The organism is Streptomyces davaonensis JCM 4913, from assembly GCF_000349325.1.
GTDB classification, from domain to species: Bacteria; Actinomycetota; Actinomycetes; order Streptomycetales; family Streptomycetaceae; genus Streptomyces; species Streptomyces davaonensis.
Genome location: NC_020504.1, coordinates 4,506,701 through 4,525,599 on the forward strand (window position 1 = coordinate 4,506,701; position 18,899 = coordinate 4,525,599).

17 protein-coding genes are annotated in these 18,899 nt (G+C 71.1%); 5 read left to right on the forward strand and 12 right to left on the reverse strand.

Translation table 11 applies throughout. The annotated features are described in order from the left end of the window. The first annotated feature begins 348 nt into the window (after nt 1–348). Nucleotides 349–3,462, forward strand: a complete 3,114-nt coding sequence (locus BN159_RS19755; RefSeq protein ID WP_051113653.1) for an NACHT domain-containing protein — start codon at nt 349–351, stop codon at nt 3,460–3,462. Nucleotides 3,463–3,574: 112 nt separating this feature from the next. Continuing rightward, nucleotides 3,575–4,210: an HAD family acid phosphatase gene (locus tag BN159_RS19760; RefSeq protein WP_015658759.1), complete on the forward strand. Its 636-nt coding sequence runs from the start codon at nt 3,575–3,577 to the stop codon at nt 4,208–4,210. A gap of 60 nt (nt 4,211–4,270) precedes the next feature. On the opposite strand, the gene BN159_RS19765 is transcribed toward BN159_RS19760, so the two are convergent. Next, nucleotides 4,271–6,796, reverse strand: a complete 2,526-nt coding sequence (locus BN159_RS19765; protein WP_015658760.1) for an ATP-dependent Clp protease ATP-binding subunit — start codon at nt 6,794–6,796, stop codon at nt 4,271–4,273. Between the two features lie 430 nt (nt 6,797–7,226). Between BN159_RS19765 and BN159_RS19770 the strand changes: the two genes are divergently transcribed. Next, complete coding sequence (locus BN159_RS19770) at nt 7,227–7,889, forward strand: SCO3374 family protein (protein ID WP_015658761.1); 663 nt, start codon at nt 7,227–7,229, stop codon at nt 7,887–7,889. Here BN159_RS19770 and BN159_RS19775 read toward each other — a convergent pair. The 10 genes from BN159_RS19775 to BN159_RS19820 form a co-directional block, all read right to left on the reverse strand. Then, nucleotides 7,868–8,203: a histone-like nucleoid-structuring protein Lsr2 gene (locus BN159_RS19775; RefSeq protein ID WP_015658762.1), complete on the reverse strand. Its 336-nt coding sequence runs from the start codon at nt 8,201–8,203 to the stop codon at nt 7,868–7,870. The two genes, BN159_RS19770 and BN159_RS19775, sit on opposite strands and share 22 nt — an antisense overlap. A gap of 229 nt (nt 8,204–8,432) precedes the next feature. Next, nucleotides 8,433–8,981, reverse strand: coding sequence for an amino-acid N-acetyltransferase (locus tag BN159_RS19780; RefSeq protein ID WP_015658763.1), 549 nt, complete (start codon nt 8,979–8,981; stop codon nt 8,433–8,435). Between the two features lie 9 nt (nt 8,982–8,990). Next, nucleotides 8,991–9,407, reverse strand: coding sequence for a BlaI/MecI/CopY family transcriptional regulator (locus BN159_RS19785; protein ID WP_269450992.1), 417 nt, complete (start codon nt 9,405–9,407; stop codon nt 8,991–8,993). Nucleotides 9,408–9,546: 139 nt separating this feature from the next. Further along, nucleotides 9,547–9,726, reverse strand: a complete 180-nt coding sequence (locus tag BN159_RS19790) for a hypothetical protein (protein WP_015658765.1) — start codon at nt 9,724–9,726, stop codon at nt 9,547–9,549. 59 nt (nt 9,727–9,785) lie between these two features. Beyond that, complete coding sequence (locus BN159_RS19795; RefSeq protein WP_015658766.1) at nt 9,786–10,448, reverse strand: hypothetical protein; 663 nt, start codon at nt 10,446–10,448, stop codon at nt 9,786–9,788. 130 nt (nt 10,449–10,578) lie between these two features. Further along, entirely contained in the window at nt 10,579–11,376 is a 798-nt protein-coding gene (locus tag BN159_RS19800; RefSeq protein ID WP_015658767.1) for a type III pantothenate kinase, read from the reverse strand. Between the two features lie 16 nt (nt 11,377–11,392). Next, the gene (gene nadC / locus BN159_RS19805) at nt 11,393–12,370 is read right to left on the reverse strand and encodes a carboxylating nicotinate-nucleotide diphosphorylase (RefSeq protein ID WP_015658768.1); all 978 of its coding nucleotides are present in this window, start codon (nt 12,368–12,370) and stop codon (nt 11,393–11,395) included. Between the two features lie 5 nt (nt 12,371–12,375). Continuing rightward, complete coding sequence (locus BN159_RS19810; RefSeq protein WP_015658769.1) at nt 12,376–14,088, reverse strand: L-aspartate oxidase; 1,713 nt, start codon at nt 14,086–14,088, stop codon at nt 12,376–12,378. Then, entirely contained in the window at nt 14,085–15,095 is a 1,011-nt protein-coding gene (panC, locus tag BN159_RS19815) for a pantoate--beta-alanine ligase (protein WP_015658770.1), read from the reverse strand. The genes BN159_RS19810 and panC overlap by 4 nt, the downstream gene beginning before the upstream one ends. Continuing rightward, nucleotides 15,092–16,012 (reverse strand): Rossmann-like and DUF2520 domain-containing protein, encoded by a 921-nt coding sequence (locus BN159_RS19820; RefSeq protein ID WP_015658771.1) that lies wholly within the window; start codon nt 16,010–16,012, stop codon nt 15,092–15,094. Before BN159_RS19820 ends, panC begins: the two co-directional genes overlap by 4 nt. Before the next feature lie 188 nt (nt 16,013–16,200). On the opposite strand from BN159_RS19820, the gene BN159_RS19825 reads away from it, so the two are divergent. Beyond that, on the forward strand, nt 16,201–17,400 hold the full coding sequence (locus tag BN159_RS19825) for a threonine aldolase family protein (RefSeq protein ID WP_015658772.1): 1,200 nt from the start codon (nt 16,201–16,203) through the stop codon (nt 17,398–17,400). Between the two features lie 23 nt (nt 17,401–17,423). Here the strand turns inward: BN159_RS19825 and BN159_RS19830 are convergent, their stop codons facing one another. Then, nucleotides 17,424–17,627: a hypothetical protein gene (locus BN159_RS19830; RefSeq protein WP_015658773.1), complete on the reverse strand. Its 204-nt coding sequence runs from the start codon at nt 17,625–17,627 to the stop codon at nt 17,424–17,426. A 163-nt stretch (nt 17,628–17,790) separates the two neighbouring features. Here BN159_RS19830 and BN159_RS19835 point away from each other — a divergent pair, with 163 nt between their 5' ends. After that, nucleotides 17,791–18,897: a DUF5937 family protein gene (locus BN159_RS19835; protein ID WP_041819564.1), complete on the forward strand. Its 1,107-nt coding sequence runs from the start codon at nt 17,791–17,793 to the stop codon at nt 18,895–18,897. The last annotated feature ends 2 nt before the right edge of the window (nt 18,898–18,899 follow it).

Here is an 18,899-nt window from a genome sequence, read left to right on the forward strand (position 1 = left end):
GAGAGACCACCCGGCGCAACAGGCGGCCGCCGGGTGGGCCAGTCCTTGGTACCGCCGCCGCCCATCTCCGCCCAAACGTGTGACCTACGACGGAAACTAGTAGTTCATCCCAAAACCTATGTCACATTGACAGAGGCCCTATCTGGGACGAATACGGCCATCACGGCAAGCCCGACTCCACAGGACTGGACCAAAAGTCCGTTTTGCCCCAGCGGGCGTTTCTACTACTCCCCCTCGTAAGGGACAAATCGCCTGTGCGGCATGTCACCGGCACCCAAGATCCAGGGACGCCGGAATGTGACCGGCGCTACCCTGACCTGCGTTCATGTGACGACGGGGGAGGTCGGCTTGGACCCGGCAGTACTCGGCGCCAGGCTCGCGTCCGGCGTGGTCGCTCCGCTGGTGCGGAAGCTGTTCGTCAAGGAGGGTCCGGGCGCCGCCCTGGTGGACCGCCCGGTGCGGCTGTCGGCGCTGGTGTCGTTCCGGGGCGAGCAGCGCACCCTGGACCGGCCCGCCTTGCACAAGCTCTCCGCCGAGCTGGTCCGCCGGGCCCTCAGGGGCGGCGAGCGGCCCATCGGGGCCGACGAGGAGCAGGCCGTCGTCCACGCCCTCGCCGACACCCTCTTCGCCCTCGGCGACCTCGCCATGACGGACGTCCAGGCGGTGGACCTCGGCCACGAGTCCCTCGCCGCGAGCCTGCGCGGCGCGAGCAACCACCCCGACCGTGACCTCTCCTACGACGCCTCCCAGTTCTACGGCCGCCTGCTCGCCACCGCCTGTCTGCACATCGTGCACTTCTTCACCCAGCGGTCCACCTTCGTCGCAAGCACTCTCGTCGAGCAGTCCCGCGGGCAGCGCGAGCTGATCGCCAAGGTCGACGAGCTGATCGCCCGCACCCCGCCCACCGGCGGCACCGACACCACCTTCGAGCGGCGCTATCTGCCCTACGTCACCACCAAGCACGGCCGGCTCACGATCTACGGCATCGACCTGGCCAACTCTCCCGACCGCTGGCCCCTGGACGCCGCCTACCTCAGCCTCCAGGCCCTCGGCCCCGGCGAGGACGACCGCGCAGGCGGCCCCGGCGGGCTGCACATCGCCTCTGCGGCACAGCCGGTGGAACAGGCGCTCGCCGGACACGACCGGGTGCTGCTGCGCGGGGTCGCCGGGTCCGGCAAGACCACGCTGGTGCAGTGGCTCGCGGTCACCGCCGCCCGCGGGGAGCGCGGCGACCGGGTCCCGTTCGTGCTGCCGCTGCGCACCCTGGTCCGCCGCGGTCTGCCGGCCCCGGACGCCTTCCTGTCCGCCGTGCACGTCCCGTTCCACGCCGCCCAGCCGGACGGCTGGGCGGACCGTGTGCTGACCGTCGGGCGCGGGCTGCTCCTGGTCGACGGCATCGACGAGATCCCCGAGCGGGAGCGGGAACGCACCCGCCGCTGGCTGCGCGACCTCCTCGACGTCTACCCGGGCAACCAGTGGCTGGTCACCTCCCGCCCCTCCGCCGTCCGCGAGGACTGGCTCGCCGCCGACGGCTTCACCGAGCTGGCCCTCACCCCGATGAGCCAGGACGACGTCTCCGCGTTCATCGAGCGCTGGCACACCGCGGCCCGGCTCGACGCGCCCGACCCGGAGCGCCTGGACGGCTACCGGCGCACCCTCCTGGACGCCGTACGCACCAAGCCCGACCTCGGGCGGCTCGCCACCAACCCCCTGATGTGCGGACTGATCTGCGCCCTGCACCGCGACCGGCGCGGCTATCTCCCGCACGGCCGCAAGGAGCTGTACGACGCCGCCCTGTCGATGCTGCTCGCGCGCCGGGACGAGGAGCGGGACATGTTCGGGCAGGGGTTCGGTCAAGGGGATGTCTTCCTCACCGAACTCCCCCTGATCCAGCTGCTCCAGCGGCTCGCGTACTGGCTGATCCGCAACAACCAGTCCGAGCTGGACCGCAACCGCGCCGAGCGGATCATCGCCGACGTACTGCCCTCGCTGCCGGTCGCTGCGGAACAGGGCGACGCCGGTCGGATCCTGCGCCACCTGCTGGTCCGCAGCGGCCTGCTGCGCGAACCGGCCGCCGGCACGGTGGAGTTCGTGCACCGCACTTTCCAGGACTACCTGGGCGCCAAGGCCGCCGTGGAGGACGGCGACTTCGGACTGCTGGTGCGCGGAGCCGCCGACGAACAGTGGGCGGACGTCGTCCGGATGGCGGTGGCACACGCCCGTCCACGCGAACGGGCCGAACTGCTGCGGGATTTGAGCAGGGCGGCGGAGCGCGCCGAGGGCGCGGTGAGCGCGCGGCTACGGCTGCTGGCACTCGCCTCGCTGGAGCACGCGACGGAGCTGGACCCGCGAGTGCGAGCGGAGGTGGAGCACAACGCCGCCTCGCTCATCCCGCCGCGCACCACGGAGGAGGCCCGCGCCCTGGCCTCGGTCGGCCCGCTCGCCCTGGAACTGCTGCCCGGACCCGAGGGCCTGGACCCGGAGGAGGCGCGGGCGGTCGTCGTCACCGCCTGCCTCATCGGCACCGAGGCCGCACTGCCGGTGCTGGCACGGTTCCGGGACCATCCGGCGCTGGACGTACGGGCACAGCTCTCCTGGAGCTGGTCCCGGTTCACCACCCGCCGGTACGGCGAGGAGATCGTCGGCCATCTGCCGCAGGAGGGGCTCTTCTTCAGCGTGCGGTCGGCGGCACAGTTGCGGTTTCTGCGGCAGCTCGGCGGACGGGGCTCCGTCCAGCTCGTCAGCGGGATCGTGCCGGACGAGATCGAGGCCGGGCTCAACCCCGCGACGACGACAGAGCTGGTCGTCCGCGACAACGACGAACTGCGCGACCTGAGCTGCCTTTCGAGCCTCGACCGGCTGGTCTACCTGGACGTGAACCGGTGCTTCGCCCTGGAGAGCCTCGCCGCGGTGGCCCATCTCCCGCTGATCTGGCTGTCCCTGGACCTGCTGCCCCGCGGGCTGGACCTGAGCGTGCTGTCCGGATCGCCGACCCTGGACCAGCTCGACCTCGGGATCCTGCTGGAGGGCGAGACCCTCGACGAGGCACTGCCCCGGGACCTGACCCTGCGCTATCTGCGGTTCACCAAGCACGCCCTGGAGCTGACCGGGCTGCGCGGACTGCACCGCTTCCGCACACTGCGGCGGCTGAGCCTCGGCAAGCTCACCACCTCGCTCTCCCCCGCCGACCACGAGGAGGTCGCCCGCCTCCCGGAGCTGGAGCATCTGCACATCGACTGGCAGCACAACGGCGGCTGGCAGGGCCCGCCCCTGCCCGGGATCACGCACCTGCGGCTGAACAACTTCCAGGGCACCGAGGACCTTTCGGCGGTCCCGGCCCTCTTCCCCGCCCTGCGCTCGGCCACCGTCGTACACGCCCCGGACGTCACCGAGATCCCGGAGACCGCTCTCGCCCCGCTGCCCTCGGCCCGAACTTTCGAAAGGATCCGCCGAGTTGTGTGACGCACACCTCTAGCGGCCTACCGTCCAGTAACCCTACGGTTCCCCACGCGCCACCCAGCTCGACGAACATGCACACGACATGCTGGCCGTACGCGAAGGGACCCCCACACACATGACCACCCGACGCCCCTGGGCGCTCCGCATCGGTGCCACCGCCGCCTCCGCCGCCGCCCTGGTGGCTTTCGCCGGCCCCGCCGCCCAGGCCGCGACGAGCTCCGGCACGCTGACCGTCGCCACCGCCGCCGCCACGGCGGACGTCGACTACGCGACCTGGCAGAAGGACTGCCAGCTGGTGATGGACCAGGCGCTGCCCGAGATCAAGCAGCGGATCGCGAACACCAAGCCGGGCGAGAAGCAGGCGATCGTGTTCGACATCGACAACACGACCCTGGAGACCGACTTCGGCTTCAGCTACCCCCAGCCGGCCAACAAGCCGGTCCTGGACGTCGCCAAGTACGCCCAGGAGCGCGGCGTCGCCCTGTTCTTCGTGACCGCCCGCCCGGGCATCATCTACTCGGTCACGGACTTCAACCTCAAGTACCGCGGCTACAAGGTCGCCGGGCTCTACGTCCGCGGCTTCCTGGACCTGTTCAAGAACGTCGGCGACTACAAGACGGCCCAGCGCGTCGACATCGAGAACAAGGGCTACACGATCATCGCGAACATCGGCAACAGCGCGACGGACCTGTCGGGCGGCCACGCGGAGAAGACGTACAAGCTGCCGGACTACAACGGCCAGCTGTCGTAGTCCCCGGACATACGTGAGGGGCCGGTGCTCAATGAGCACCGGCCCCTCGACGTCTGAGGCTTACGCCTCCTTGCTCAGGTTCGGCCCGGCACCGCCGGCCGCCTGCTCGATCGGCGGGACGTCGGGCAGCGCCGACTTCTCCTCACCGCGGAAGGTGAAGGTCTGGGTCTCGCCCTCGCCCTCGGTGTCCACGACCACGATGTGACCGGGGCGCAGCTCGCCGAAGAGGATCTTCTCCGACAGCGAGTCCTCGATCTCGCGCTGGATGGTGCGACGCAGCGGACGCGCACCCAGCACCGGGTCGTAACCCTTCTTGGACAGCAGCTCCTTGGCGGACTGGGAGAGCTCGATGCCCATGTCCCGGTCCTTCAGGCGCTCGTCCACCTTGCCGATCATCAGGTCGACGATCGCGAGGATGTCCTCCTGCGTCAGCTGCGGGAAGACGACCACGTCGTCGACGCGGTTGAGGAACTCGGGCCGGAAGTGCTGCTTGAGCTCGTCCGAGACCTTGTTCTTCATGCGCTCGTAGTTGGTCTTCTTGTCGCCCGAGGCCGCGAAGCCCAGGTTGAAGCCCTTGGAGATGTCCCGGGTGCCGAGGTTGGTCGTCATGATGATGACCGTGTTCTTGAAGTCCACGACCCGGCCCTGGGAGTCGGTCAGACGACCGTCCTCCAGGATCTGGAGCAGCGAGTTGAAGATGTCCGGGTGGGCCTTCTCGACCTCGTCGAAGAGGACGACGGAGAACGGCTTGCGGCGGACCTTCTCGGTCAGCTGGCCGCCCTCTTCGTAGCCGACGTAGCCGGGAGGCGAACCGAACAGCCGCGAGACGGTGTGCTTCTCGCTGAACTCCGACATGTCGAGGGAGATCAGCGCGTCCTCGTCGCCGAAGAGGAACTCGGCGAGCGCCTTGGACAGCTCGGTCTTACCGACACCGGACGGACCGGCGAAGATGAACGAACCACCGGGACGCTTGGGGTCCTTCAGGCCGGCACGCGTACGGCGGATCGCCTTCGACAGCGCCTTGACGGCGTCGGTCTGGCCGATGACCCGCTTGTGAAGCTCGTCCTCCATGCGCAGCAGACGCGAGGACTCCTCCTCGGTCAGCTTGAAGACCGGGATGCCGGTGGCGGTCGCGAGGACCTCGGCGATCAGGTCGCCGTCGACCTCGGCGACGACGTCCATGTCGCCGGCCTTCCACTCCTTCTCCCGCTTGGCCTTGGCGGCCAGGAGCTGCTTCTCCTTGTCGCGGAGGGAGGCGGCCTTCTCGAAGTCCTGCGAGTCGATCGCGGACTCCTTGTCCCGGCGGACACCGGCGATCTTCTCGTCGAACTCGCGCAGGTCCGGCGGCGCGGTCATCCGGCGGATGCGCATCCGGGAACCGGCCTCGTCGATCAGGTCGATCGCCTTGTCCGGCAGGAAGCGGTCCGAGATGTACCGGTCGGCCAGGGTGGCGGCCTGGACCAGCGCCTCGTCGGTGATGGAGACGCGGTGGTGGGCCTCGTACCGGTCACGCAGACCCTTGAGGATCTCGATCGTGTGCGGCAGGGACGGCTCGGCGACCTGGATGGGCTGGAAGCGGCGCTCGAGCGCGGCGTCCTTCTCCAGGTGCTTGCGGTACTCGTCCAGGGTGGTGGCACCGATGGTCTGGAGCTCACCGCGGGCCAGCATCGGCTTCAGGATCGAAGCGGCGTCGATGGCGCCCTCGGCGGCACCCGCACCGACCAGCGTGTGCAGCTCGTCGATGAACAGGATGATGTCGCCGCGGGTGCGGATCTCCTTGAGCACCTTCTTCAGGCGCTCCTCGAAGTCACCGCGGTAGCGGGAGCCGGCGACCAGCGCGCCGAGGTCCAGGGTGTAGAGGTGCTTGTCCTTGAGGGTCTCGGGCACCTCGCCCTTGACGATGGCCTGGGCGAGGCCCTCGACGACGGCGGTCTTGCCGACGCCGGGCTCACCGATCAGGACCGGGTTGTTCTTGGTACGGCGGGACAGCACCTGCATGACCCGCTCGATCTCCTTCTCGCGCCCGATGACCGGGTCGAGCTTGGACTCACGAGCGGCCTGGGTGAGGTTCCGGCCGAACTGGTCGAGGACCAGGGACGTCGAGGGGGTGCCCTCGGCAGGCCCGCCGGCGGTGGCGGTCTCCTTGCCCTGGTAGCCGGAGAGCAGCTGGATGACCTGCTGCCGCACCCGGTTGAGATCGGCACCCAGCTTGACCAGGACCTGGGCGGCGACACCCTCGCCCTCGCGGATCAGGCCGAGCAGGATGTGCTCCGTGCCGATGTAGTTGTGGCCGAGCTGAAGGGCCTCGCGGAGCGACAGCTCCAGGACCTTCTTGGCACGGGGGGTGAAGGGGATGTGCCCGGACGGGGCCTGCTGGCCCTGGCCGATGATCTCCTCCACCTGCTGGCGGACCGCCTCGAGCGAAATCCCGAGGCTCTCAAGGGCCTTGGCGGCGACACCCTCACCCTCGTGGATCAGGCCCAGGAGGATGTGCTCGGTGCCGATGTAGTTGTGGTTGAGCATCCGGGCTTCTTCCTGAGCCAGGACGACAACCCGCCGCGCGCGGTCGGTGAACCTCTCGAACATCGTTAATCGCTCCTCAGAGCGGTCAGGCAGTGGGGGGAACTTCCCCTCCCTGTCCTTCCGCAGCTTAGTCCCGCAAGCGGGGACCGCTCATTCCAACTGCCGACACCGTCGATGGCCTCCTGACCCCGAACGCCGACATCTGCTCCAACCTGATGGTGCGAGACGATGTTCCCGCAGGCCAGGCAGTTACCCGCTTCACCAGTACGCCGATGGCGAACGTGAGACGGCCTGTTCTGCGTGTCGCCCCCTCCCACTAGGGATGTCTTACCCGCCGTCACGGACAGTCCATGCCGCGTGCACGGGTTCCCTCCGCTACGGGCGAACAACCTCGCGCCTCCCCATACCCCCGTACGCCCCCTCCGTCGACACTCTGTGCGTTCGCGAGAACACCCAGCGTAACTCGCGCGCTCTTCCGACGGTTGCACTTGGCATGGTTGGCAGCCTCCCCCCGGTCACCGCACTCCCCCTCCCCCGCCGGCCGCTCGATCCGAGCGATCAGGTCCGCCGGTGGTACGAGAACGAACTGGGGTGGCCGACGGTGCCCGGGAATCCACCGGGACTCCGGCTGGGCCTGCGCTTCGACGTCCTGGACGTCCCGGCCGAGGCGGGCCGGGCGGCGCTGCGCCATCTGTCGCCGGGCTCTCCGGTGGCCCTGCGGGGCGACCGGATGCAGCTCCTGGTGGCCGCGGGCAGCGCGGAAGAGCTGCCCGGGGTGCTGGCCTGGCTGGAGTGGGGCGCACTGCCCCTGGACCTCACGGCGACGGGTGAGGGCGGCGTGATGGATGCGCCCGAGCCCTTCGGGGGGCCTTCCGGGCCGGGCGGTGCCATGGCCGCGCCCGATCTCCCCGGGCCGGGAACGGGGGCCGATGGGCGGCCGCTTCCCCTGGGCCGCCCCGGCGCGCCGCAGGGGATCGCTGTGTGGCTGCGACCTCCCGAGCCGGGGTGCGAGGTCGAGGCCTCGCTGCCGACGCTGTCGGCTCTGGGGGGCGGTGGGGGCGCCCCCGATCTCGTACGACTCGTGGACACGATGGCGACACACTGCCACCGATTGCGGCTGCGCCGCGTGTGCGCTCAGCCGTTGGCCTTCTCGTAAGCCTCACGAATGGACGCCGGAACACGGCCGCGGTCGTTGACCTCGTATCCGTTCTCCTTCGCCCACGCGCGGATCTGGGCGGTGTCCTGGCTGCCACCGGAAGCGGCACGCGCCTTTCCACGCCCACCCGAAGCACGGCCTCCGGTACGACGACCACCCTTCACGTAAGGCTCGAGAAGGCCGCGGAGCTTGTCCGCATTGGTAGTCGTGAGATCGATCTCGTACGTCTTGCCGTCCAGCGCGAACGTCACGGTCTCGTCCGCCTCGCCGCCGTCGAGGTCGTCGACAAGAAGGACCTGAACCTTCTGTGCCACCGGATTTCCTTTCATCGATAACTTCTGGGCCGGGGTCTGCGGCGTCCCGCCGTTTCGCCGCCCCCTGTTATATGCAGTACTGCACTACGTCGGAAAGCAAACCGCTTTTGCTGGAAAAACACAAACCCCTGGCAGAGACCTACAGCCCGCTCCCCGCCCGGAAACATGCGCGTTTCGGACATAGGGCACCGGATCTCTGCTTCGGGTCTCCGCTTCGGCTTACCGGCGATCACAGATGCAGAAGCATCCGGCTGTTGCCCAAGGTGTTCGGTTTCACTCGTTCGAGACCGAGGAACTCCGCGACGCCCTCGTCATAGGAACGCATCAGCTCGGCGTAGACATCCGTGTCGACCGGCGTCTCTCCGATCTCGACGAAGCCGTGCTTGGCGAAGAAGTCCACTTCGAAGGTCAGGCAGAATACCCGGCGAACACCGAGCCAACGTGCGGTCTGGAGCAACTTCTCCAGCAACTGGTGACCGACGCCGGCGCCCTTGAGTCCCGGCTTCACGGCGAGAGTGCGGACTTCCGCGAGGTCTTCCCACATCACGTGCAGGGCGCCGCAGCCGACGACCTCCGCGTTGTCGTCGCGTTCCGCGACCCAGAACTCCTGGATGTCCTCGTAAAGCGTCACCGTGGCTTTGTCGAGCAGGATGCCGCCGCGGACGTAGGCGTCAAGCAGGCGACGCACCACCGGGACATCGCTGGTGCGGGCCCGTCGGACGGTGATGGCTTTTGCGGTGACTTCTGGGCTCTCTGCCGGTGAGCGATGTGCGGACATGAGCGGACGCTATCGCCCGTCACCCTCCGGTGCCGAGCCGGGGTTCTCGGACCCGCTATCCACTTGCTGCGCTTCTTCCGGCCCTTGGACGATGCGGACCGCATCCCGAAGGGCATGTCGCTGTTCCTCGCTCATCATGCCGAAGAAGGCGACGAGGGCGGCGGCCGGGTTGTCGCTCTGCGACCAGGCGTCGTTCATCAGGGCGGCGGCGTAAGCGGCACGAGTGGACACCGCCTCATACCGATAGGCCCGGCCTTCCGCCTCACGGCGCACCCAGCCCTTCTGATGGAGATTGTCCAAAACGGTCATCACCGTGGTGTACGCGATGGACCGTTCCTGCTGAAGATCTTCGAGGACTTCTCGAACGGTCACCGGGCGGTTCCACTTCCACACCCGCGTCATGACCGCGTCTTCGAGTTCTCCCAATGGGCGAGGCACAGCTCAGCACAATAGTGGGAGATGCCGGGATTGGCGTGCCGGACGTGCACTTTCACCGGCAAACGATCACAAAAAGGGCGTACGACTCGAAAAGCGAGAGTCGTACGCCGTAACGGTCCGGGTGGCGTCAGCCGTCCGCGCGCCCCGTCCCCTGCCGGGCCCCCTCGGCCCGCGCGAGGGCGGCGTCGACGACCGCGTCCTCCTTGGCCTTGTTGGTCCCGCCCTGGGTCTTCACGATCACCCTGATCACCCCGGCGAAGAACACAGCCATGACGACGGGGGGCACGAGCGCGGAGACGTAGTCCATGGATTCAGGGTAGCGAGGGGGGTCGGTCGGGCAGGGGGTGGGGTTCGCGGGCGGCGCAATCAGCCGGCGGCCAGCCGATGGGGCGGCTGGGCGGCCGGGGGCGGGGTCGGCTTGCGGCGGGGGAAGACCTCGCCCGGCGTGGGGACGGGGCGGCGGGGCGGTTGCGGGTCGGCGGGCTCGGGGGCGGCCGGCTTCTCGGCGGGCCTGACGGGGGGTTTCTTGGCGGGTTTCTCGGCGGGATCGCCCTCCGCGTCGGCGACGGGCGCCGCCGCAAGGCCCCCAGGAAGGGCGAGAAGGCGGGTACGGGAGGCGGGGACGGTCGGGGTGGCCGAGGAGTCCTGCCGGGCCGTGCGGCGGGCGAGACGGGCCCGTACGTCCCGTTCGGCCAGCGTCTGGCAGCGACTCAGGAGAGCCGCGGCGACCGGGTTGCCGCGCAGGGCGCGCAGGGCGGCCAGATCGTCGGGGTCGGGCCGGTATCCGGCACCCAGGGCCTCCTCCAGAAGGGCGAGATAACCGGCGGCGGTGCCGGGGAGGGCGGAGCGGTACCGGGCGAGGTCGGCCACGAGGAAGGCGCGCAGCCGAGCGCCCTCGCGCACCGCTTCGTCCAGTGAATCGGCGAGGCGGAGACACTCCTGGACGTCCTCGGCCGAGGCGGGGTCGGGGTTCAGGGCAAGGGCGAGCGCGCGTCGGAGCACACGCAGCTCCTCCACGCCGAACGCCATGCCGCCGCGAGATCCGTATGGCGTGGGCATGCGCCGACGATACGCGCTAATCAGACAAACTCGACATAGGGAGAGGGCGTGGCGCGACGGAGCCACCCGGTCGGGCCGGTCGGGCGCCGCCGCTGCCCGCTCACATGCGGGAGACGTTCCGCTCGTACACCAGCCGCAGCCCGATCAGCGTCAGCCAGGGCTCGTGCTCGTCGATGACCGAGGACTCGCCCAGGACCATCGGGGCCAGTCCGCCCGTCGCGATCACCGTCACGTCCTCGGGGTCGTCCGCCATCTCCCGCGCCATCCGGCTCACGACGCCGTCCACCTGCCCGGCGAAGCCGTACACGATTCCGGACTGCATCGCCTCGACCGTGTTCTTGCCGATCACGCTCCGCGGGCGGGCCACCTCGATCTTCCGCAGCTGCGCCCCCTTGACCCCGAGCGCCTCCACGGAGATCTCGATACCGGGCGCGATGACACCGCCGACGTACTCCCCGCGCGCGGACACCGCGTCGAAGGTCGTCGCCGTACCGAAGTCCACGACGATGGCGGGCCCCCCGTACAGCTCGACCGCCGCGACCGCGTTGATGATGCGGTCCGCGCCGACCTCCTTGGGGTTGTCGGTGAGGATCGGCACGCCCGTCTTCACCCCGGGCTCGACCAGCACCGCCGGCACGTCGCCGTAGTAGCGCCGGGTCACTTCCCGCAGCTCGTGCAGGACGGACGGCACGGTCGCGCAGATCGCGATCCCGTCGATGCCGTCCCCCAGCTCCTCACCGAGGAGGGGATGCATCCCCATCAGCCCCTGAAGCAGCACCGCCAGCTCGTCCGCGGTGCGGCGCGCGTCCGTGGAGATGCGCCAGTGCTCGACGATGTCCTCGCCGTCGAACAGGCCCAGGACGGTGTGGGTATTGCCTACGTCGATCGTCAGCAGCATGGCCGGATCCCGCTCCCTACTCCGCCGCTCGCAGATCCAGCCCGATGTCGAGGATCGGCGAGGAGTGCGTCAGCGCCCCCACGGCCAGATAGTCGACACCCGTGTCCGCGTACGCCTTCGCGTTCTCCAGCGTGAGCCGACCGGACGCCTCCAGGGCCGCGCGCCCGTGCACGAGCGCCACCGCCTCCTCGCACTCCCCGGGCGTGAAGTTGTCCAGCAGGATCAGGTCGGCCCCGGCGTCCACCACCTCGCGCAGCTGGTGCAGGGTGTCCACCTCGACCTCGATCGGCACCTCGGGGAAGGCCTCGCGCACGGCCTTGAAGGCCGACGCGACGCCGCCCGCGGCGACCACGTGGTTGTCCTTGACCAGCGCCGCGTCCGACAGCGACATCCGGTGGTTCACACCGCCGCCGCAGCGGACCGCGAACTTCTCCAGCGACCTCAGCCCCGGGGTCGTCTTCCGCGTGTCCCGCACGCGTGCCTTGGTGCCCTCCAGAGCGTCCGCCCACGCGCGCGTGGCGGTGGCGATGCCGGACAGCCGGCACATCAGGTTCAGGGCGCTGCGCTCGGCGGTCAGCAGGTCACGCGTGCGCGTGGTGACCGACAGCAGCTTCTGCCCGGCCTCCACCCGGTCGCCGTCCTCGACGTGGCGCTCGACCTCGAACTCGTCGGTGCAGACCACGGAGATCACCGCTTCGGCGACCCGCAGCCCGGCCGCCACGCCCGCCTCACGCGCGGTGAAGTCGGCGGTGGCGACGGCGTCCTCGGGAATGGTCGCGACGGTCGTCACGTCCACGCCGTGGGCGAGGTCCTCCTGGATGGCGACGTTCGCGATGTCCTCGACCTCCAGGGGGTCGAGGCCCGCGGCGGCCAGCAGCTCGGCGAGCGCGGGGTCGAGCCCGCACTCCAGATACGTCTCGTCGGTGTCCGCACCGCAGGCGCAGCCGTCGCCGCAGCCGTCGTCCTGGACGAGGGGGAGGTCGGGGGTGCTCACGTCTGTCACTGCTCCTGGGGCTGCCGGGTCGGGGGGAAGTCTGCGGTATCGGTGGGCTCTACGGCGAGTGTGCGGTCCGGATTCAGCCGTACGACGATGTGGCGGCGCCAGTCGGTGTCGTCGCGCTCGGGCCGGTCCTCGCGCCAGTGGCAGCCGCGGGTCTCCTCGCGCAGCCGGGCGGCGGCGACCAGGACGCGGGCCACGCACAGGAGGTTGGTGGCCTCCCAGGTGTCGACGCCGGGCTCGGCGGTCTTGCCGTTCTCGACCAGGGCCTCGCGCGCGTCCGCGTGCAGCCGCTGGAGCTGGTCGGCGGCCCGCGCGAGGGAGTCGGCAGAGCGCAGGACGCCCGCGCCGTCCGTCATGATCCGCTGGATGGCGAACCGGTCCTCGGGCGCGAGCAGCGGATGCGCGGGCACCTCCGGGTGCGGCACCGGATGCGGCACGCGCGCGAGGAGGCCGTTGTCGGCGTGGCTCGCCGCGATGTCGGCGGCGATGCGCTCGGCGTAGACCAGGCCCTCCAGCAGGGAGTTGGACGCGAGCCGGTTCGCGCCGTGCACGCCGGTGCAGGCGACCTCGCCGCACGCGTACAGGCCCGGGACGGTCGTACGGCCCTGGGAGTCGGTGCGCACGCCCCCGGAGGCGTAGTGCGCGGCCGGGGCGATCGGGATGGGCTCGTACACGGGGTCGATGCCGTTGGCGCGGCAGGCGGCGAGGATCGTCGGGAAGCGGTGCTCCCACATGTCGGCGCCGAAGTGCCGGGCGTCGAGGAACATGTGCTCGGCGTCCTGCTCCTGCATGCGGCGCATGATGCCCTTGGCGACGATGTCCCGGGGCGCGAGTTCGGCCAGTTCGTGCTGGCCGACCATGAAGCGAACGCCGTCGCCGTCGACCAGGTGCGCACCCTCGCCGCGCACGGCCTCGGAGACGAGCGGCTGCTGGCCCTCCGCGTCCGCGCCGAGGAACAGCACGGTGGGGTGGAACTGCACGAACTCCAGGTCGGAGATCTCGGCTCCCGCGCGCAGGGCGAGCGCGACGCCGTCGCCGGTGGAGACCGAGGGGTTGGTGGTCGCGGAGAAGACCTGGCCCATGCCGCCGGTCGCGAGGACGACCGCGGGGGCGTGCACGGCGCCCACGCCGTCGTGCTGGCCCTCGCCCATCACGTGCAGGGTCACGCCCGCGGTACGGCCGTCGGCGTCCGTGAGGAGGTCCAGGACCAGCGCGTTCTCGATGGTGCGCACGCCCCGCGCGCGAGCTGCCTCTACGAGCGCGCGGGAGATCTCCGCGCCGGTCGCGTCCCCGCCCGCGTGCGCGATCCGGCGCCGGTGGTGGCCGCCCTCGCGGGTGAGCTCCAGGCCGCCCTCCTCCGACTCGTCGAAGTGGGCGCCCGTCTCGATGAGCCGGCGCACGGCGTCCGGGCCCTCGGTGACGAGGATCCGCACCGCGTCCTCGTCGCACAGCCCGGCGCCCGCGACCAGGGTGTCGGCCAGGTGCTGCTCGGGGGTGTCGCCCTCGCCGAGGGCTGCGGCGATGCCGCCCTGCGCCCAGCGGGTGGAGCCGTCGTCGAGGCGGGCCTTGGTGACGACGACCGTGGTCAGACCGGCGGCCTCGCAGCGCAGGGCCGCGGTCAGACCGGCGACGCCGGAGCCGACGACGACGACGTCCGCGTCGATGGACCACCCGGGCGCGGGCGCGTGCAGTCGTATGCCTGTGCTGGTCACGAGGCGGCTCCGAGGGTTCCGAGAGTTCCGAATGTGAGGGGGATGTTGTCGATCAGCCGGGTCGTGCCGACCCGGGCGGCGACCGCGAGGACGGCCTCGCCGGTGAAGTCGTCGCCGATCTCGGTGAAGTCGGAAGGGTCGACGAGGGCGAGGTAGTCCAGGGCGAGCGGCGGGTCGAGGCGGGCGGCCTCGTCCAGGACCAGGCGGGCGGCGGCGCGAACGGCCGCGGGGCCGCCCGGGGCGGCCTTGGCGACGGCGTGCGCGTCGGCGGCGGCACGGGACTCCCCGAGGGCGCTGAGCGCCTCGGCACGCGCGTGCGTGGCGGGGACTTCGAGCGCCCGCGCGCGCAGTGCCTCCTGCGCCGCGTGCCGGTCCTGGCCCGCGAACAGCGCCTGGGACAGCGCGAGCGCGGTGCGCCGGTCGGCGGGCGAGAGATAGCGGTTGCGGCTGGACAGGGCCAGGCCGTCGTCCTCGCGCACGGTCGGGACGCCCACGATGTCGATGCCGAAGTTCAGATCGCGGACCATGCGGCGGATCAGGGCGAGCTGCTGGGCGTCCTTCTGGCCGAACAGCGCCACGTCGGGGCGGGTGAGGTGGAGCAGCTTGGCGACGACGGTGAGCATGCCGTCGAAGTGCCCGGGGCGCGCGGCGCCCTCCAGGCGCTCCCCCATGGGGCCCGCGCTGACCCGGACCTGGGGTTCGCCGCCCGGGTAGACCTCGTCCACGGCGGGCGCGAACACGACATCCGCGCCGGCCTCCTCGGCGATCTTGAGGTCGGCTTCGAGGGTGCGCGGGTAGCGGTCGAGGTCCTCGCCCGCGCCGAACTGGAGCGGGTTGACGAAGACCGTCACCACGACCTCGCCGTCCGGCCCGGCGATCTCGCGCGCGGAGCGGACCAGGGTGGCGTGGCCCTCGTGCAGGGCACCCATGGTCATCACGACGGCCCGGCGGCCGGTACGCGCGCGTGCGGCCAGTTCGGCGGCGGTGCGCAGCAGGGTGGTGGTCATCCCGCGTCTCCCTTGGTGCTGTCGGCGAGCACTCCGAGCAGGTCTTCGGCGAGTTCCGGCTTGAGCAGCCCGTGCGCGAGCGCGCGGTCGGCGGTGGCGCGGGCCATCGCCAGGTAGCCGGCGACGGTCTGCGGGGCGTACTTGCGCAACTCGGTGACGTGCGCGGCGACCGTGCCGGCGTCCCCGCGCGCGACGGGGCCGGTCAGGGCGGCGTCGCCGGAGCGCAGGGCGTTGTCGAGGGCGGCGCCGAGCAGGGGGCCGAGCATCCGGTCGGGGGCCTCGACCCCGGCGGCGCGCAGCAGCTCCATCGACTGGGCGACCAGCGTCACCAAGTGGTTGGCGCCCAGAGCGAGGGCCGCGTGGTAGAGCGGCCGCATCTCCTCGGCGATCCACTCCGGTTCGCCGCCCATCTCGATGACGAGGGCCTCGGCGGCGAGGCGCAGTTCCTCGGGGGCCGTGACGCCGAACGAGCAGCCGGCCAGGCGCTGGACGTCGACGGGAGTGCCGGTGAAGGTCATCGCCGGGTGCAGGGCCAGCGGCAGCGCGCCCGCGCGCAGGGCGGGGTCGAGGACCTTGGCGCCGTACCGTCCGGAGGTGTGCACCAGCAGCTGGCCGGGGCGAACGGCGCCGGTCTCGGCGAGTCCGGCGACCAGGCCGGTCAGGGCGTCGTCGGGGACGGTGAGCAGGACCAGGTCGGCACGCTTGAGAACCTCGGCGGGCGGCACGAGGGGGACGTCGGGCAGGAGTTGCGCGGCCCGTCGGCGGGAGGCGTCGGAGACTCCGGAGACGGCCACCGGCCGGTGCCCGGCGAGCTGGAGGGACGCGGCGAGCGCGGGGCCCACGCGGCCGGCGCCGACGACGCCGACGGTGAGCCGCGCGGGTCGGTCCTTCGGATCTGGCTGTTGGCTTGTACTCACTCGACGGTGGCCTTCCCGTTCCAGTCCGCTCCGGGTACCGGACGATTTCTCGTCATGTTAACGCGATCGGTTCGAGGGGCGTTCAGTTGTCCACAGGCTGTGGGTTTCCGTGAGCCATCGGCGCACGGGGCAAACGCTTGCGGAAAATGCGGGTGCCCGCGTGAGGCGGGGCGCGACATCATCCGGGCATGAGTGATGCGGCACAGACGGATCGGCAGGGCGCGGAGCACGTGAAGCGGCTCTCGGACGACGAACGGCGCAAGTTGCTGAGGGAGCGGCGCATCAGCGCGTCCAGGAGCGCGCGGCGCCTGTTGGGGCGCCCGGTGGCGCAGCGCACGCTCCGGGATCGCCTCGCGCTGATGGAGCGCGCGGCGGACGTGTACGACCTCGACCAGCCCGCCGACATGTACGGCGACGGCGTCGTCGAGGTCCTGGAGGACAAGGTCGCCGGGCTGCTCGGCAAGGAGGCCGCCGCGTTCTTCCCGACCGGCACGATGGCCCAGCAGGTGGCCCTGCGCTGCTGGGCGGGCCGGACCGGGAACCCCGCCGTCGCCCTGCACGCCCTGGCCCACCCCGAGATGCACGAGCGGAACGCCTTCAGCCAGGTCAGCGGCTTGCGCCCGGTCAGGATCACGAGCGAGCCGCGCCAGCTCACGGCCGACGAGGTGCGCGGCCTGGACGAGCCCGTCGGGGCGCTGATGCTGGAACTGCCGCTCAGGGACGCCGGTTTCGTCCTGCCGTCCTGGGAGGAGCTCACCGAGGTCGCCGAGGCGGCGCGGGAGCGTGAGGCGGTGGTGCACTTCGACGGCGCGCGCCTGTGGGAGTCCACCGTCCACTTCGACCGCCCCCTGGACGAGATCGCGGACCTCGCGGACAGCGTCTACGTGTCCTTCTACAAGTCCCTCGACGGCTACGGCGGCGCTGCGGTCGCCGGGCCCCAGACCCTCGTCGACGAGATGAAGGCCTGGCGGCACCGGTACGGCGGCACGGTCTTCCAGCAGTTCCCGACCGCGCTGTCGGCCCTCGTCGGCCTGGAGCTGGAGCTGCCCCGGCTGCCCGACTACGTCCGGCACGCGCGCGTGGTGGCCGACGCGCTGCGCGCGGGGTTCGCGGCGGCGGGCGTGCCCTGGACCCGCGTCCACCCCGAGGTGCCGCACACCAACGAGTTCCAGCTCTGGCTGCCGTACGACGCCGATGACGTCGCCGAGGCGGCGGTCCGGCACGCCGAGGAGACGAGGACCCTGCTGTTCTCCCGCCCCTGGGCCGCCCCCGTTCCGGGACTCGCCGTCACGGAGATCGACGTACGGGCCGCGGGCCTGGACTGGACCGCCGACGACGTACGGACGGCCGTCGCGGACTTCGCCGAACGGCTGAAGTCGAGCGGCTGAAGTCGAGCGGCTGAAGGATCAGGTCAGCGGGTAGGGCGCGGGCCGCGGCCCAGGGCCCGGCGGAGCCTGCCGCCCACCGGGCGCCCGGCGAGGACGGCACGGAAGCGGCGTTCGTCCCGCCACTGCCGTACGACTCGCGCGTCGTGGGTGCCCGGCGCGGGCGGCGCCGGCTCGCCGTGCTGCCCCGCGCGGTAGGCGTCGAGGAGGTACTGCTGGGTGATGCTCATGGCGGTTCGCCTCTTCGGGACGGAAGTGATGGACGCCGGCGGTGAGGCTCCGCGGCTGCCCCGGTCCTCCCAGCCTGCGCCGGTCGCGCCCCGAAGTCGCGTCGATTGACGGCGGGCGTCAAACGAGGGCGGCGTTGTCAGTGGCGGGGTGCACCATGAGGGCATGAGCGTGAGCATCGACATCGCGGGGCTGCGGCCGGAGAGGGTCGCCGTCGTGCCCTCGCCCCTGGCCGAGCTCGGCATGGCGCTGCACGCCCTGTCCGAGCCGAGCCACCATCCGGGACTCCAGGGCTGGGTGACCAGCGTGACGGCGGGCCTCGACCCGCATCTGGCCGACCGCATGTGCGAGGCCGACTTCCTGTGGCGTACGACGTTCTCGGACCTGTTCCTGCCCTGTGCCGGCATCCCCGGCGGGCCCACCCTCCCGGGTGCCACGCTCGCCGAGGAACTGGACCTGCTGGACAAGCTGACGGACGAGCAGTTCGCGGACGCCGCCCTGGAGTTCACCTGCGCCCTGCCGTACACCACCCCGGGCCCCTCGGTGCTCGACGACGCCGAACTGCGCCGCCGTGCCCTGGAACTGGCCGCCGCGCGCGGGCCCCAGCAACTGCGCTTCAGCAAGCGGCTGCTGGACGATCCGCCGCGCATCCGGGCCTGGCTGCGACAGTTCCTTGAGGACTGCGACGAGGCGTTCTTCGCGGACGTCTGGCACCGCCTGCGCCACCAACTCGCCGCCGACGCCCGCCACAAGACCGACCTGCTGCGGCACAAGGGGCTGGCCGAGGCGCTCACCGCGGTCTCCGCGGCCGTGAAGGTCGACGAGGACGGCGGCCGCATCACCATCGACAAGCTGCGCCAGGGCCACAGCGTCATCCGCGACCGCAGCCTGCTGCTCGTGCCGACGAGCCTGGGCTGGCCGCATCTGATGGTGCTGCACCGGCACGGCTGGCAGCCGGTGGTGCACTACCCGGTCGGCTCCCCCGAGCTCAGCGCGCCGCCCGCGGTCGATCAGCTGATCCTGCGGATGACCGCCCTGTCTCACCCGGTGCGCATGCAGCTGTGCCGGAACCTCGCCCGCAGCACGTACACCACGAGCGAGCTGGTCCAGATCCACGGCATGACCGCGCCCGAGATATCCCGGCACCTGAGCGTGCTGAAGAAGGCGGGCCTGATCACCACCCGCCGCCGCGGCCGGTACGTCCTGCACCAGCTGGACGTGACGGCCGTGGCCCGGCTCGGCAGCGACTTCCTGGAGGCCCTGCTGCGGTGAGC

Coding starts and splice junctions, on each gene's coding strand:
- BN159_RS19790 (WP_015658765.1), bottom strand. CDS start 9,726: ATGGACTACGTCTCCGCGCTCGTGCCCCCCGTCGTCATGGCTGTGTTC.
- BN159_RS19830 (WP_015658773.1), bottom strand. CDS start 17,627: ATGAGCATCACCCAGCAGTACCTCCTCGACGCCTACCGCGCGGGGCAG.
- BN159_RS19760 (WP_015658759.1), top strand. CDS start 3,575: ATGACCACCCGACGCCCCTGGGCGCTCCGCATCGGTGCCACCGCCGCC.
- BN159_RS19825 (WP_015658772.1), top strand. CDS start 16,201: ATGAGTGATGCGGCACAGACGGATCGGCAGGGCGCGGAGCACGTGAAG.
- BN159_RS19795 (WP_015658766.1), bottom strand. CDS start 10,448: ATGGCGTTCGGCGTGGAGGAGCTGCGTGTGCTCCGACGCGCGCTCGCC.
- panC (WP_015658770.1), bottom strand. CDS start 15,095: ATGACCACCACCCTGCTGCGCACCGCCGCCGAACTGGCCGCACGCGCG.
- BN159_RS19835 (WP_041819564.1), top strand. CDS start 17,791: ATGAGCGTGAGCATCGACATCGCGGGGCTGCGGCCGGAGAGGGTCGCC.
- BN159_RS19770 (WP_015658761.1), top strand. CDS start 7,227: ATGGTTGGCAGCCTCCCCCCGGTCACCGCACTCCCCCTCCCCCGCCGG.
- BN159_RS19780 (WP_015658763.1), bottom strand. CDS start 8,981: ATGTCCGCACATCGCTCACCGGCAGAGAGCCCAGAAGTCACCGCAAAA.
- BN159_RS19800 (WP_015658767.1), bottom strand. CDS start 11,376: ATGCTGCTGACGATCGACGTAGGCAATACCCACACCGTCCTGGGCCTG.
- BN159_RS19765 (WP_015658760.1), bottom strand. CDS start 6,796: ATGTTCGAGAGGTTCACCGACCGCGCGCGGCGGGTTGTCGTCCTGGCT.